This is a genomic window from Thermoleptolyngbya oregonensis NK1-22, assembly GCF_032705245.1.
Taxonomy (GTDB): Bacteria; Cyanobacteriota; Cyanobacteriia; order Elainellales; family Elainellaceae; genus Thermoleptolyngbya; species Thermoleptolyngbya sichuanensis.
Genome location: NZ_CP053540.1, coordinates 3853268 through 3867885, shown reverse-complemented (window position 1 = coordinate 3867885; position 14618 = coordinate 3853268). Strand labels below are relative to the sequence as shown.

Below are 14618 nucleotides of genomic sequence, written 5' to 3'. Positions count from 1 at the left end.
AAATTGGTGCGCTTTGATAAGCGAAATTCACAAGATTTAGCCAGAGTTTTGCCCTATTTGTGCTAGCCAGGGGGTGGGTTTCGCAATGCGATTAAAGAAATTGGTCGGCAGCTTCGGAGGATTAGCAGCAACTTCCGGAGCAATTTCAGGAACCATGTGGTGCAGGCAGCGGCGGATCGACGCAGTTGCGGAACCAAAGATATTGAACTATTGAACTAGCGATAGGCAGCGATCGCCTCTATTTGCAACTGGAACGGGCCAGGCGCGAAGTGTGGATTGAGTCGTCCGTCCAGTTCAAACTTGCTGAGCATGAGTTGCAGTGAATAGATCCGCGATAAATCCAGCAACACGCCAGAAACCGTCTTGGCGCGGATCACGGGCGCAAACTGGGCGAAGGGCAATTGCACCGTGATCCACTGGTCATCCAGCGTGTCGAAACTGCTGCAAAACGCCAGCCCGTCCCAGCGGTTTTCGGGACGCAAGAAGAACTTGTAGCGGTTGCCATCGCCCCGCAGCCGCAGTTCGATGCCGACATAGCTCGACAGATCCAGCGGCGGCTCAAAATCCCGCGTCCGCACCGAGGCAAAGCCGCCCGAATTTTCCGTAGACACCCGCCCAGAGAATACGCCCGACGTGCCCACCTGGCGAAACTGGCTCTGGCTGAGGCCGCCCATCACGCCATCGTTGAGCGGCCCCCACACGGCCGCAAGGGTGGGCTGGGGCTGTCTAAAGTCAAACAGGGTGAGCGTTGTGGGCATAGTCAGGCTTTGGGCTGCGGGATCAGGCTGCGGGATCAGGCTGCGGGATTAGGCTGCGGGATCAGGCTTACGGAATTAGGCTGTGGCTCTAGGCAAGGGGCGGCTGGGATCGGGGTTCCAGTCCTTGCAAAAAGACATAGCCAACATACAGCGAAACGAGGGCTGCAAAAAAGCACCACACTGAAATGAATCCGGCGCTAAAAAAGTTGGCGGTGAGCAGCAGCGCCACCAGCACCAGCCCCCCTAGCCGCTGAAGATGGCGATCGCCACTTAGCACCAGCGGAGCCAAGATCGTCAGGACATACAGCGTATAGCCCAGCAGCACCAGGAAGCGCGTGGGATAGAGCCACAGTTGAAGCTGGTAGACGAGCGAATGGTTGTGGATGCTCACTGCGAGTTGCCGCAGGTGGAGCCAGAGGGGCAGGTTGAAATAGAGTCCGTAGAGCAAGCCGATGCCCGTGAGCGCCCGCCAGATCTGTTTTCGGCGGCGATCGCCCTCCACGCTCGCCGCTGTCAGCGGGGTCCACACCAGCCAAAAGCCGTGAGAAAAGCACACAAACCCGGCCGCCGCCAGCGCCACCAGCCGAGTATGGTTTGCACCCAGTCCCACCCACACCAGCCCCTCGATTGCCTGCTGGATGCCAAATGCCAGCGGAAACGCCGCCAGCGGCATATAGCGTCTGTCCTCTTCTTGCGCCTTTTTGAGGCAGGCGATGCCGACGGGAATTAGGGCTGCGCCCAAGCTGAAGCTCGCAGTTGCAGAAAAACACATAGCCAAAGATCCTCCTAACGCCGTTATAGCGCTGGCGGCCTCAGAACGACTGGTCGTTATTCCGACTGCTGCTGCATCCAGATTGCCGCCAAATCGAGCGCTTCGGCGGGTGTGGCGATTTTTCCTTCGGCGCGAGCCAGTTGCAAAACTTCAAGCAGTTGCCCAATCTGGGGGCCGGGCGGCAGATGCAACTGGGTCATCAGGTCGCGCCCGGTCACGAGCGGGTGGGGATGGGCGATCGCGTCATGGGGGTCAAGAAATCGGGTAATCAGCGGGGCGATCGCCGCTTCGGAAATGCCCGATGCCAGCGCCACCACGCTCAGCGCCCCAAAGGCCGCGCCCACGCCCTGAAAGAAGAAATACTGTTCAGTCGCGGTAGCAGTCGGCTGCACGATAGCAGGCACCTGCGGCAAATAGCGCAGCACCGTCTGCACCGCCTGGATTTCGTTGCGGCTATACTTCAGGGTTCGCAGTTCGGCTTCGGCTTCGGCCGCCTCCGGCGAGACCAGCGCCGTCAGTTTGGCAATCCGCATCCAGCTTCGCCCCAGCCCCGACACCTTTTGCTGATCCCGCAGCCAGCCCGAAAGCTCTGCTCCCAGCGCCGGCCAGCGCGTTTCCAGGGCGATCGCCGCCTCGTCCATCTGCGCCACCCGATCCATCCCCGTCGCCGTCGCGTGGGGCAGCCAGGTGCAAAACAGCCCATCTTCCCAGGCCATCTGCAAAAAGCGCGTGCCCCGTGCCGTGCCCAGCAGGTAGTTCAATTCTGCCTGCACCCGCTCTGGCGCGATGCCTGCCAGCAGATCTGCCAATCGCTGAATCGTGGTCTGCGTGTCTGGCTCTAGCTCAAAGCCAAGCTGCGCTGCCTGCCGATAGGCCCGCAGCAGCCGCAGGGGATCTTCCTTCAGGTTCTCTGGCGCAACCATGCGGATGAGTTGCTGCTGCAAGTCGCGGTAGCCGTTCAGTGGGTCAAAGAGCCGCTCGGTGTGTGGGTCGTAGGCGATCGCATTCACGGTAAAATCGCGCCGCTGCAAATCTGCCTCCAGCGTCGGCCCCACCTGCTGGGCAAAGTCCACCGTGGCCCGCTCAAACACCGCCCGCGCAATCTGCCGCTCCGCATCCAGCAGCACATAGCCTGTGCGATAGTGATTGGCGATCGCCCGCGCCGTGGCCACCGCCCCTTCCGGCAGCACAAAATCCAGATCCAGATACTCTGCCTGTCGCCCCAGCAGCGCATCCCGCACGCTGCCCCCCACCAAGTACGCATCCGACGGCAGCCACTCCAGGCTAAAGGGCCAGGTGTGGGGCGACAGGGCAGAAGCCGTGGTGAGCGTGTCTGTGGGCAGGGTGAGGTAGGTCAAGGGAGGGAGGGGTCAGGGGTCGGGGAGCAAGGAATCCACGGACGATGGCTCGGAGGTGACGGATCAAAGGTCAGAACCGTGCTTTCTGGAGCGAGGGAGGCAAGGTTCAACCCCTGCACTCGTCCGCTAGCCCCCAGCCGTTGACCCCCGATCCCTAACCCCTGAAACCGAATACCTCCATTCTGCTATATCTGTCAGGGGCGATCGCCGCTTTTTCGCAAACTGAGCTAGAGTAGCATAAAAGCAGACGACTCTAAATCCCCACTGGCCTGGCGGCGGGAGAATTTTTAAGATGTGTATTTGCGTTAACTGCCATTACGTGGATCGCTGCACGACGTATCACGCGGTGGAACACCAGCATCAGCAGCCCCATCTGACAGAATTTCCAGACTTTGAAGCCACCGAACCGACGATTAATGTCAATATTCGCCAGGGCGACGCGGACGACATTATCGAAATGGAGTGGGATGTGGTCGGCTGCCTCAGCTTTGTCGAAGAAATGGGCAAATGGGCAAAGCTGCGTCCGGGTGAGCTAGTGCCCACGTAATCGCGCTTTGACCTTATCGACTGAACCGAATGCATTGCCTGAATCCTGCCTGCCCGCAGCCGCAAGATCCCGGAACCGGAGAAACGTGTCAGCACTGCGGGGCAGCGCTACTGCTGGGCGATCGCTTTCGAGCGGTCAAGCTGCTGGGGCAGGGCGGCTTTGGGCGCACCTTCCTGGCCATCGACGAGCGCAAACGGTCTGCCCAGCATTCCGCTGCTCCTCGCCACTGCGTGATCAAGCAGTTCTTTCCCCTCCAGCGGGGCGATGTGCGCCGAGCAGCCGAGCTATTCCGGCAAGAGGCCGAGCGGCTGCGGCGGCTGGGGCAGCATCCCCAAATTCCCCGGCTGCTGGCCCATCTGGAAGATGAGGACGGGCAATACCTGGTGCAGGAATATATTCCAGGAAAAAATCTGGAAGTGCTGCTGCACGAGCAGAAGGTGTTTCACGAAGGGCAGGTGCTGGATTTACTCAAAAGCCTGCTGCCTGTGCTGGCGTTTATTCACAGTCAGCGCGTCATCCACCGCGACCTGAAGCCCGAAAATATCATTCAGCGGCAGGGCGACCGGGAACTGGTGCTGGTGGACTTTGGCGCGTCGAAATATGCCACGCAGACGGCCCTGGGGAAAACGGGCACGATGATTGGCAGCGCGGGCTATGCTGCACCAGAGCAGGTGATGGGGCGGGCCGAATTTGCCAGCGACCTCTACAGCCTGGGCGTGACCTGCATTCACCTCTTGACCGGGATGCACCCGTTTGATCTGTATTCCCCCATGCAGGATGCCTGGATCTGGCGGCAGTATTTGCCAGAGCCGATTGGCGATCGCCTCACCCGCGTTCTCAATAAACTGCTCCAGCGCCCCATCAGCAGCCGCTACAAAACCGCCGCCGCCGTCCTCAAAGACCTCGGCTTCCCCCTCCCCAAACTGCCCAACTCCCCCCCTGCCCCCCGCCAATCCATCGTCCCTGCCCCTCGTCAACCCGTCGCCCCCCTCGCCCCCCCGCCTCCGCTTTCCAACTGGCACTGCACCCGCACCCTTACTGCCCACACTGGCCCCATTACCACCCTCGCCACCAGCCCCGACGGTCTGTGGATTGCCAGCGGCAGCACCGATAAAACCGTCCGGCTGTGGAGCCTGGAGACGGGCGACCTGCTGCATACGCTGGGCAACGGGGGCCTGTTTGGCAATGGGCATGGCGATCGCCTCAGCGCTCTGGCCTTTACCCCCGACAGCATCGAACTGCTCAGCGCTAGCGACGACGGCACGATCAAGCAGTGGGACATGGCCACCCAAAAGCTGATGCGGACGATTGACGGGCACGACTGGCTGGTGTCGGCGATCGCCCTTAGCCAGCACGCACCCCTGTTCGCCACGGGCGGCGGCGACGGGCGCATCAACCTGTGGAATTTGGAAACGGGTGAGCAAATTGCCAGCCTGGGTAAGCACCGCGATCGCATTAGCGCCCTGCTCCTCAGCCCCGACGGGCACACGCTAATCAGCGCCAGCTACGACAACACCATCCGCCTGTGGAACCTGCGAACCGACGCACTGATCGGCACGCTGCGGGCCCATACCGACCGCATTACCTCGCTGGCCATCACCGCCGACTGGCAAAGCCTGATCAGCGCCGGAGCCGACAAGACGCTGCGATTTTGGGACCTCAACCGCATGGCCCAGACGCGCCCCATCGTCGCCCACAAAGACACCATCACCACCCTTGCCCTCAGCCCCCAGGGAACCCTCCTGGCCAGCGGTAGTGACGACAACACGATCAAGCTCTGGCCCCTCACGCGCCATCCTGAAATTGGACTGACCGTTGCCCATCGACCTACTGCCTTGCGCGGAGCCTGGGCGATCGCCGCTCTTGTCTTTAGCCCAGACGGAAAAAGCCTCGTCAGCGGCGGGGCCGACGAGGTGGTGAGGATATGGGAGGAGGGGATTGGGAGTGACGGGGTGGGAAAGAGAAAAAACGAAGAACGAAGAACGAAGAACGAAAAAGGGAGTGGTCAGAAAAACGCGGATGACAGGGCTGAACCCCTTGATTTCTAGTTTCCAGACCTAGGACACACAAAGTTCTGACCGCTCCCACGAAAAACGGAACTTCACGGGAAAAACGAAAAACAGAACTTCTCCTCTCTTCCCTCTTCCCTCTTCCCTCTTCGTTCTTCCCTCTTCCTTCTTCCCTCTTCCCTCACTCAATCCGGCGCTTGCGCCAGGCCGCTGCCCACGTCCCGCGACGGCAGCGACAAACGCCAGGCCCGCTGAGTCAATTGGGCCCACAACTCCCGGCCGCGTGCGCCTGTGGCTTCGGCGTGGAGGGCGGCCAGTCCGGCGACGTGGGGTGTGGCCATGCTGGTGCCGCTGATGGTGCTGTAGCGGGTGGGCATGGGCCAGCTAGAGTATACGTCTACGCCAGGAGCAGCCAAGTCAATCTGCCCGCCGTTGCGGTTGATGCCGCCGTTGGAAAAGGAGGCCATCTTCAGGTTGGGGCGCAGAGCGGCGATCGCCATGATCGAAGGGCAATTTGCCGGATGGCTGACAGGCACAATCACGCCAAACTGCCGGAAGCTGTCGTTACCTGCCGCCGCAATGATCAAACTGCCGCGCCGCAGGGCCCGCCGACCCACGTTTTCATACACCGCAGAATGGTTCTGACCGGGCAGCACCATCGCCCCCAGCGACATAGAGATGATCTGACATCCGCTGGCGATCGCCCAGTTGATACCCGCCAAAATGCCGCCGTCTGCGCCGCTGCCCTCATTGCTCAGCACCTTGCCTGCATAGATTTCGGAATTATAGGCAACGCCGTAGCGCGGCAAAATCTCCGGCAGCTTCGACCCGCAGGCCGTGCCAATGCAGTGTGTGCCGTGACCGTTGCCGTCCTGCACCGCTTCCCCTTCGATAAAGGACTTGCTAGACACTGCCCGCCCCACAAAGTCGGGATGGGTCAGGTCAAAGCCCGTATCCAGCACGGCAACCTTTAGCCCCAGCCCGCTATATTGCGAGATGCTGGCTTTCGTTACGTCCAGCCCCCAGGTGATGGAGCCATCGGCAACGGCCCCGCCACGCCCCAGCACCGACTCTGCCTCCTGCTCTTTCGGCAGTAGCCGATCGACCAGATGATTTACCGCATCCCGATAGCCCTTGAGGTAGTCCACGGGGATCGTAATGATGTCCGTCTCTGCAAATCCGGGTGGCGCGGGCAAATAGCCATCGGGATCGGGGTCTTCGATCGCCCGCACGACCCGCTCCGGTTCGACTGCAATGACCGAGCCACCGCGCATGGTCGCCGCATTCAGCGCTTGCGCCTGACCTGGCTCCATTGTCACCACTGCCACTCCCAATTCGTCAAAGACAAGCGACTCTTCGCTGGCAAGCTGTTCACCACTGGGGGAATGATCGCGAAAGTCCGCAGAATGGGCAAAATGGCGAATCCCCGCCGAATCGTCCATCGCACGAAGTCCGTCATCAATATTGTCGGTATCTAGCAGGACAAGATACCTGCCAGTGGTTTCGGGCTGTCCTGACGAGGAATAGGGGCTGTTTCCGGATGTCGTCATAGGGTTGATGTCTCATGTCACAGCTACCTTGAAGTCTACGCCGCCGAGTTTAAGGATTTCGGAGGGTTCCGGATCTTCTTAACGATTCCCGAAGAAGGGCGGAATTGCTAAATCATGGCTAAGTTATTGCCAAATCATTGATATTCCCCGATATTCCCTTGATATCCCCCAATATTCCCTTAGTCATGATGTTCGACCATAACATACAGGTTTGGTAGAAGCATTTCCAATAGGTCGCTGACGGCTTCTAGCGCATTGTCCAGGGAAATTGGAGACAGCGTGCAGGGATGTAGCGGTTGGAGATGTTGCCAAAGTTGGGCGATCGCCTCTACCGTATGGGGTCTATCCCACAAGGGCAACAGGCAGGCCGCAAGGCGGCTGTCGAGAAGAATTGGCTTTACACCTAAAATCGGCAAATGTGGCTCTAGCGCAAAGGGGCGATTGTGAGCTATGCAGTCTTCTAGGGCTGCTCGCGCTGTCGCTGTTTGCAACTGAGGATGGAGAAAGATGCGATCGCTCAGCTTGAGACCAGGAACACACCAGTGAAATGGCAGTGGGCCCGCTGGCTGGGTTTCTGTATGAGTACACCAAAAATCGAGCAGCCGATGGATGGGATGAATCAGCTCATAGAGCTGCAACTGTTTTTCATAGGAAAACTGGGGCAACGTGAATCCAATCCATGCTGGCATCTCTTCTAAAGAGCCAAATAAGAGCGGCAGATTCCACTGTTGCCAGTTCACCATGTCTACAAACCGCAAACCCACCGAGTTCAGCAGGGCAAAGAGTTCAGGAATGGTGTAGCCTTTGTCACCTTGCAGCAGGTAGTTCATCCGAATCATTTGGTCGCTCACCCGTCCACTGGCATCAGGAGTCCAGGTTTTTTCTTTGAGGTCTACCCAGTCCGGCATTGCCGTCATCAACTCCCGCACCAAATTCGTCTCTGTGGCTCCGGCCTTTTCATGAAACACGCCCAGGAGAGACAACATCTGCTGTGCCCGATAAAAGTGCTGCCGCTGAATTGCGCTGTGCAAGTTGGCTCGCAGGATGCCACAAGGCTTGAGCATCCTCTTCATAACGCGCAGAGCGGCGGCAGGGTCAGGTAAGATATAGAGTACCTCGTCGCAGTTAATATAATCGAACTGCATTTCCAGGGTTGGCAGTTCTTCTACAGACAGGACGTGGAACTCAACTGGCAGGTGTTGAGCTTGGGCGAGGCGCTCTCGGGCCATCGTAATCGAAGTAGGCGATACGTCTATCCCAATGACTTTTGCTCCTGGATTGGCGATCGCCAATCGCAGCGACGTATATCCACTGCCACAGCCCACATCCAAAATCACCTTATCTTGCAAAGACACTACCTGACGATGCAGCAGATAGTAGGGCGTAGTGAGGTTATGTTGATAGAGTGTCACAGCGTCTAGCTGAACAGGTTGATCAACCGGCATTTCTGGATAGGGAGCGGCTTCATACTGCTGAAGCAAAGCACTTATTTGTTCTTGAAGCGGCGTTTTCTGATTCGAGGGTACCATCTCGCTCGGCTCCTGAGGCTGTAATGGGTCTGTCTGTTTCATGGGCTGCACTTTGGAGTTGTCTATGGGTTTGCCAGAAGCCTGCAAGACCGGAGAAGCATTCATATCCACAAGTATCCTACTCCCCTGAAATTAATGAAGTTCAATTGCAGATTATCTCGCCAAGCAGCACTCAGCACCTATCTAGTGGAGATCTCTAGTGTAGATAAGACTGATGTGGGCAAAGATGGTCTATTTACTCACTAAAAGCTGGGTCACGAAGCTGAGCATGGCAGTTTCCGCCATACTCAGCATGAAAAGTTCGCTTCCACTGTGTTTCTCAACGAGACTTGGGTAAGACTAGCAACCATTTAGCGATTGCTTTACTTACTTCAGCCTTCCGCCTGCAACTGGAGTCATTCAGACTCGTTTAGAAGGCACGGGGTGATGTTGTGCCTTTGGGAGGTGGGGCAACTGTGCCCTTGGGACGCGAAGGAGTCGTACCTTTGGGGGGTGGGGCAACTGTGCCCTTGGGACGCGAAGGAGTCGTACCTTTGGGGGGTGGGGCAACTGTGCCCTTAGGACGCGAAGGAGTCGTGCCTTTGGGAGGTGGAGCAACTGTGCCCTTAGGACGCGAAGGAGTCGTGCCTTTGGGAGGTGGAGCAACTGTGCCCTTGGGACGCGAAGGAGTCGTGCCTTTGGGCAAGATAGTTCCTCCTTTAGGCTGCTTTATCTGAGCGTAGTAAGTACTTGCTTCGACTGCCGCAGAACCGCGACTTAGTTGTCGGACTGTGGCAGCCGCAGTCTCTGAGAACAGTGATGCTAGAACAAAGGTGAGCATTACGCTTGCTCCCCAGCGAAGCATCAGAATCATGCTAAATCGACTCATGCTAATTATCCTCATGTTGTCGAGAAGGATACGCCGGCTCTGAGCGGTCGTCCGGCCAGGAAAGCGATGGCTTCCCTAAGCGAGATCCGCCGGAAGTCGGCAAAGTAGCATCCAGTGGCTACACAATTGCCCTTGTGCAAAGTTCATGCCAGTTGAGATTTGGAGTTGGCACAAAATTTGCACCAGTGTCTACGGGTGTAACTATCTTTGAGGCCCTGTTTGCGACCTGTGCAGCCTGAAAGAAATTGCTCAAAATCCAGGAAATCTATCGAAAGCGCGTAGGTCCTGCCAAAATTTGAGATTTGGAAACAAAGACTATGACTCGTGTATTAATTGCAGAGGACGAGCCACGAATTGCTGCCTTTTTGGAACAGAGATTTCGGGCTGATGGATTTTTGACGGCGATCGCCTCTGATGGACAAACCGCCTGCGAGATGCTTGCCAGCCAGGAGTTTGACCTGCTGATTTTAGATTTGGGGTTGCCTAAAAAAGATGGCTGGACAGTGCTAGAGGAATTACGGGGGCAAGGCGAACAATTGCCCATTATTCTCCTCTCCGCTAGCGGCAGCGTGCAGGATATCGTTGCTGGGCTGGAAAGCGGTGCAGATGATTGTGTTGCTAAGCCCTTTCGCCTTGAAGAATTGATGGCTCGTGTTTGCTTGCGCCTGCGCCATGCCCGTGCTGCCCAGAAAGCCGAGATGGTGTTACAAGTTGGTGACGTTGAGCTAAATTTGCAATCCCACCAACTCCGGGTGGGTGGTCGCCAGATTGAACTGTCGGCCCGCGAATTTGTCTTAGCAGAAACGTTTCTGCGACACCCAGGACGAGTGTTAAGTCACAAGCATTTACTCAAGCATGTCTGGGGTTATGACTATGACCCCGGCTCTAATATAGTCAATGTCTACATCGGTTATCTGCGAAAAAAGATGGGCAACGGATACATTCAAACTGTCCGCGGCATGGGCTACCGTTTTCAGCCCCGGCGCATGCCCATGCGAAATCCAAAGTTTTACTTGGTCAAGGAGTTGTCGTCAGCTTCCGTCGTTGGGAGGCGTTAGCAATCCTAAGCTGAGTGCGGTACTTGGCCACAGTGCGGCGAGCAATTGCCAGCCCAAACCGTAGCTTCAGCAGGTGGACAATCTGGGCATCACTGTAGGGCTTGTGGGGTGGTTCCGCCTGGATCAGTTCCTGGATAACCTGCTGGATTTGCTGGGGAGTGCGCCCGCCAACGGCCGCTGCTGGGCACAGAGACGAGAGAGGCAGAATTTGCTGAGGTGATATGTTGAGCAGCAGATGGCGATTTCGCACAATTCGACTTACTGTTGCGTCTGACAGGCTCACTGCTTGAGCCACAATCTGCTGGGACGTGGGCAATAGGTCGAGCGGATTGCGGCTGCGGAGAAAAGCTTGTTGGCGATCGCAAAGGAACTGGCCTACCTTTAGCAGGTTTTCTTGCCACTGGCTGAGGGCAGTGAGCAAACTCTGGGCTTGTTGGAATAGAACTTCTAGCTGCTGGCGTTTTGCGGGGGGTAGGGGAGTGTTTAGCAGGGCGATCGCCTCGGCATTCAGCCCAAACCGCGACTCTACAGGCCTCACCAGAGCAACCTTCCAGGGCCCGTCAGCAGCGCCACTTGTTGGCTGAACGATCAGATCGGGCACCACAGTTGCAATTGGTGCGTAGCTAAAATTTCGCCCCGGTCGCGGCTCTAGTGCCTGGATTCTACGGACGGCTGCCTGCAATTCAGACATAGAGATCGAGGCAAGTTCCGGCGAGTTGTGTCTTAGGGTACGCAGCAGTGGTTGCAGGCCTGCCGATGTCGCCAGGCCTGCGGCTAGTTCATCCAAATAGTTGCGAATAATCTGCGTCATCAAAGAGTCCGTCGGGTCGCTCTGAAGCAAGAGGCATTCCCGCAGCGATCGCGCTCCCACGCCTGGCGGGTCGAGGGACTGCAACACGGGTACCATTGCCTCCAACTCTAGCGGAGTCCAAGACGTTCCCCTAGCCCAGACATCAGGGGATTCTTCTAGATAACCGGACGGCGCAATCCACGGCAGCAGAGCCCGCAGCTTTTGCTGCTGCGACACAGATAGAACCGAAATTTGAGACTCTAGGTGATCCTGTAGGGTTTCTGGCGCAGCGATAGGTTCGTACCAATCAGGAGACACATCGCCTAAAAGGGTTTCTGCTGGTTGCCCACCGAGTTGGGCATCGATGAGAAATGGGTTCCGCAACGCCTCGGATTGGAGTCGATGCAGCACACGCCGATAATCAAGGGGCAGCAGTTGCACGAGCTGCCGCAAACTGGGATAAAGAACGGGCTGGAGCTTAACCTGGAGGTGCAGCGCGGGTTTGGAAGATAGGCTCAGAGGTTCCACTGCTCTCGCTTTTGATTGAAGGAATCAAGACTGAGACCGAGCGCTTCGTGAGCGCAGTGAGGGTATAGCGTCAAAGCGCGTCGGATAAGGTCTTGCTCAAGTTGGTTAATCGCATTTTCTAAGTTGAGATCGGGTTTTGGCATCTGGCTAAAGGAGAGATGATCAGGCAGCAAAATCCGCCCTCCAGATAGAATGACAGCGCGTTCCAGCGTGTTTTGTAGCTCTCGCACATTGCCCGGCCAGGCGTAGGACTGGAGTTTCTGAAATGCGGCTTCTGACATGCTGAGTTTTGGGAAATTGTGCTGAATAGCGAGCCGCTTGAGGAAATGTTGGGTGAGCAGATCCAAGTCTTCTAGGCGATCGCGCAGGGGGGGCAAGTCAATCCGTAGCACATTGAGCCGATAGTACAAATCCTCTCGAAACTGCTGACGCTGCACCATCGTTTCTAGATTGCGATTGGTCGCTGCCAAAATGCGAACATCGACTGTGCGAGTTTGATTGCTGCCGAGCCGTTCAAATGATCGGTCTTGTAGCACTCGCAGTAGTTTTGCTTGAATGCCGAGACTCAGTTCTCCAATCTCATCCAGGAAAATAGTGCCTCCATTAGCCTGCTCAAACCGTCCGATGCGGAGATGGTCGGCCCCAGTAAATGCACCCTTTTCATGGCCGAACAGTTCTGCCTCTAGCAAATGTTCGGGTAGGGCTGCACAGTTGACCTTGACTAGTGGGCTGCGGCTGCGGCGGCTGTTGCTGTGCAGCATTTGAGCCACCAATTCTTTGCCGGTGCCCGATTCGCCTAAAATCAGCACGGTAGCGTCGGTTTGGGACACGCGGCCGATGAGCTTAAACACCTCTGCCATAGCAGTAGACTGCCCTAACAGTTCCTCTGTGTCGAGGTCTTGCAAGGTGTTAGTTTGGCTGACCGACACCGACGCTTGGGCATGGGCGAGAGCCTTTTCAGTCAAACTCAGAAGGGTTTCTAGTGGAAAGGGCTTGATAATGTAGTCATAGGCTCCGAACTGCATGGCCTCTATGGCAGTGCGTCCTGTACCGTAAGCAGTCATAACAATCACAGGCAACTCTAGCAACTGTGAACCTAGGGTTTTGAGTACCGTCATGCCTTGGGTGCGGGGCATTTTTAGATCCAGAAATACTAGGTCGGGGCGATCGCCCACTCCACAGGATTGAATAAGCTTCAGTCCTTGGCTGCCGTCGGCCGCCTCTAGGGTTTCATGGCCCTCATCGCGCAAGATTTGCACCATCGCCTGACGCATGGCCTTCTCATCATCGATGATCAGAATTTTTGCCATTTTGCCCCTGTCCTGCTAACTCTAGACCGCCTATGCCAGTTTTAGGCTGCTTGGGAAGATACGCGCTGAATCGCGTGCAGCCAGGGCGAGATTGTAGATCGATATAGCCGCCGTGTTGCACGACAATTTCATGACTAATGGATAACCCAAGCCCGGTTCCATCAGGTTTGGTCGATACGAAGGGATTGAAAATCTGCTCCTTCATTTCAGGAGGCACCCCCTTCCCCGCATCTTCGACCCAGGCCACTAGATAGTCGCCCTCCTCCTTCACTCCCACTGTAATGGCTTGACCCGCTTGGCTCGCCTGAATGGCATTGAGAATGAGATTCACCATCATTTGATTGAGGCTGCGACAGCGCAGTGGAATTGGCAGGAGGGATCGCCTAGGGGGCTGATAGACCAACTCGATGCCTTGCTGTTGAGCCTCTAGACGGAGCAAAGAAACTGCCTCCTGCACAATTTTTTCTAGAGATTCTGGAACCCATGCCTCATCCTGCTGGCGTTTATCAAAGTACAGCAACTGTCGCACCAATGCCTCTAGGCGATCGATTTGCTCGGTGAGGTGGTCGATCGACAAAACATTACCCTGTCGCTGGGCCTGGCGAGCCAAGTATTCTAAATTCAGCCGCAAACTTGCTAGTGGGTTCCGCACCTCGTGGGCAACCCCTGCCACTAGTTGTCCCAAAGAGGCCAAGCGCTCAACGCGCTGGAGGCGGTTTTCCAGTTCTCGTCGCCGCTGGTGCATGGAGGTGATAGCTGCGCCAACCTGCCCCATCTCCATCGTCAGCGGCACAATTTCATCGGCTCGCCCCTCTTCAATTTCCTTGATGCCGTGTTGGAGCGATCGCACGCCATGACGCAATTGCACCAGAATCAGCAGCGTCCATGCAACGGCTACTAGCATTAAACACACCAATAATAGGGTTAGGAGCCGAGACTGACGATCCTGAGACTGGGGAATCCGCTTCATCGTCCATACCGCGCCACGAAAGGGCAGTGGCTCCGCCCGCAAGATCACAATGTCAATTCCTGCGTGTAGCACCTTCTCTTGGGGCACGCGCAGCGCTGTGGTTTGCTGCACCAAGTCTAAGATAATTCCTCGCTCAGTAGGTGGTACATCCCGCTTAGGCACCTTACCCCCGTGGGTTGGAAAGGCATAACCTAGAAGTTGATCGACCTGGTGCAAATAAAAGCCGCCCTCGACGCGCGGGAAATCTGCCAGAGCCTGACTCGACTGCTGCCAGAGGATGTCGTCTTCTGGCTTGCCGAACGGGTGAGAATCAACCAGATCGGACTCCAAAAATTTTTGAATGAGCAGCGCATTCGCCTGAGAAAGTTCGGCCTGGGTGCGGGCTACTAGTGTGCTTTCACGGCGATGATAAACCTCTGCTAATAGACCCATCGCAGCCCCACCCAGCCCAACAAACACCATCAGCAACAAAGTCAACTGCTGCTGAAGCATCAGCCGTGGAAAAAAAGCAGTCCAATCTATCTGGAGTTTCATTATCAAGGATTAGCATTACAGAGAACTCTACTGTTTA

The 14618-nt window shown here is 56.7% G+C and carries 11 protein-coding genes; 3 read left to right on the top strand and 8 right to left on the bottom strand.

Annotation, left to right across the window (positions count from 1 at the left end; all coding sequences use genetic code 11):
* Window positions 1–215: 215 nt before the first annotated feature.
* The 3 genes from HNI00_RS16325 to HNI00_RS16315 all read right to left on the bottom strand — a co-directional run bounded on the left by HNI00_RS16325 (window position 216) and on the right by HNI00_RS16315 (window position 2888).
* Window positions 216–758 carry a CIA30 family protein gene (locus tag HNI00_RS16325; protein WP_316787614.1) on the bottom strand — a complete coding sequence of 181 codons (543 nt, stop codon included), beginning with the start codon at window positions 756–758 and terminating at the stop codon, window positions 216–218.
* 88 nt (window positions 759–846) lie between these two features.
* Window positions 847–1530, bottom strand: coding sequence for a DUF6629 family protein (locus HNI00_RS16320; RefSeq protein WP_316787613.1), 684 nt, complete (start codon window positions 1528–1530; stop codon window positions 847–849).
* 56 nt (window positions 1531–1586) lie between these two features.
* Entirely contained in the window at window positions 1587–2888 is a 1302-nt protein-coding gene (locus tag HNI00_RS16315) for a CCA tRNA nucleotidyltransferase (protein ID WP_316787612.1), read from the bottom strand.
* 292 nt (window positions 2889–3180) lie between these two features.
* Between HNI00_RS16315 and HNI00_RS16310 the strand changes: the two genes are divergently transcribed.
* Window positions 3181–3435 carry a Ycf34 family protein gene (locus HNI00_RS16310; RefSeq protein WP_172355722.1) on the top strand — a complete coding sequence of 85 codons (255 nt, stop codon included), beginning with the start codon at window positions 3181–3183 and terminating at the stop codon, window positions 3433–3435.
* 29 nt (window positions 3436–3464) lie between these two features.
* Window positions 3465–5483 carry a protein kinase domain-containing protein gene (locus HNI00_RS16305; protein WP_316787611.1) on the top strand — a complete coding sequence of 673 codons (2019 nt, stop codon included), beginning with the start codon at window positions 3465–3467 and terminating at the stop codon, window positions 5481–5483.
* 146 nt (window positions 5484–5629) lie between these two features.
* Here the strand turns inward: HNI00_RS16305 and HNI00_RS16300 are convergent, their stop codons facing one another.
* Both HNI00_RS16300 and HNI00_RS16295 read right to left on the bottom strand, forming a co-directional pair.
* A complete protein-coding gene (locus HNI00_RS16300) occupies window positions 5630–6994 on the bottom strand; it encodes a S8 family peptidase (protein ID WP_316787610.1) in 1365 nt (454 codons plus the stop codon).
* 179 nt (window positions 6995–7173) lie between these two features.
* Complete coding sequence (locus HNI00_RS16295; RefSeq protein WP_316787609.1) at window positions 7174–8523, bottom strand: class I SAM-dependent methyltransferase; 1350 nt, start codon at window positions 8521–8523, stop codon at window positions 7174–7176.
* Window positions 8524–9708: 1185 nt separating this feature from the next.
* On the opposite strand from HNI00_RS16295, the gene HNI00_RS16290 reads away from it, so the two are divergent.
* Window positions 9709–10449: a response regulator transcription factor gene (locus tag HNI00_RS16290; protein ID WP_316787608.1), complete on the top strand. Its 741-nt coding sequence runs from the start codon at window positions 9709–9711 to the stop codon at window positions 10447–10449.
* Here the strand turns inward: HNI00_RS16290 and HNI00_RS16285 are convergent.
* Genes HNI00_RS16285 through HNI00_RS16275 form a run of 3 tightly spaced genes read right to left on the bottom strand, consistent with a single transcriptional unit; the run spans window position 10409 to window position 14581 of the window.
* Entirely contained in the window at window positions 10409–11767 is a 1359-nt protein-coding gene (locus HNI00_RS16285) for an RNA polymerase factor sigma-54 (RefSeq protein WP_316787607.1), read from the bottom strand. The two genes, HNI00_RS16290 and HNI00_RS16285, sit on opposite strands and share 41 nt — an antisense overlap.
* Window positions 11755–13077 (bottom strand): sigma-54-dependent transcriptional regulator, encoded by a 1323-nt coding sequence (locus tag HNI00_RS16280; protein WP_316787606.1) that lies wholly within the window; start codon window positions 13075–13077, stop codon window positions 11755–11757. The genes HNI00_RS16285 and HNI00_RS16280 overlap by 13 nt, the downstream gene beginning before the upstream one ends.
* Entirely contained in the window at window positions 13052–14581 is a 1530-nt protein-coding gene (locus tag HNI00_RS16275) for a sensor histidine kinase (protein WP_316787605.1), read from the bottom strand. Before HNI00_RS16275 ends, HNI00_RS16280 begins: the two co-directional genes overlap by 26 nt.
* Between the last annotated feature and the right edge of the window lie 37 nt (window positions 14582–14618).

What these genes read in the sequence shown, in the direction of transcription:
- HNI00_RS16325 (WP_316787614.1), bottom strand. Translation starts at nt 758, where the DNA reads ATGCCCACAACGCTCACCCTGTTTGACTTTAGACAGCCCCAGCCCACC.
- HNI00_RS16320 (WP_316787613.1), bottom strand. Translation starts at nt 1,530, where the DNA reads ATGTGTTTTTCTGCAACTGCGAGCTTCAGCTTGGGCGCAGCCCTAATT.
- HNI00_RS16310 (WP_172355722.1), top strand. Translation starts at nt 3,181, where the DNA reads ATGTGTATTTGCGTTAACTGCCATTACGTGGATCGCTGCACGACGTAT.
- HNI00_RS16305 (WP_316787611.1), top strand. Translation starts at nt 3,465, where the DNA reads ATGCATTGCCTGAATCCTGCCTGCCCGCAGCCGCAAGATCCCGGAACC.
- HNI00_RS16300 (WP_316787610.1), bottom strand. Translation starts at nt 6,994, where the DNA reads ATGACGACATCCGGAAACAGCCCCTATTCCTCGTCAGGACAGCCCGAA.
- HNI00_RS16295 (WP_316787609.1), bottom strand. Translation starts at nt 8,523, where the DNA reads ATGGTACCCTCGAATCAGAAAACGCCGCTTCAAGAACAAATAAGTGCT.
- HNI00_RS16290 (WP_316787608.1), top strand. Translation starts at nt 9,709, where the DNA reads ATGACTCGTGTATTAATTGCAGAGGACGAGCCACGAATTGCTGCCTTT.
- HNI00_RS16280 (WP_316787606.1), bottom strand. Translation starts at nt 13,077, where the DNA reads ATGGCAAAAATTCTGATCATCGATGATGAGAAGGCCATGCGTCAGGCG.
- HNI00_RS16275 (WP_316787605.1), bottom strand. Translation starts at nt 14,581, where the DNA reads ATGAAACTCCAGATAGATTGGACTGCTTTTTTTCCACGGCTGATGCTT.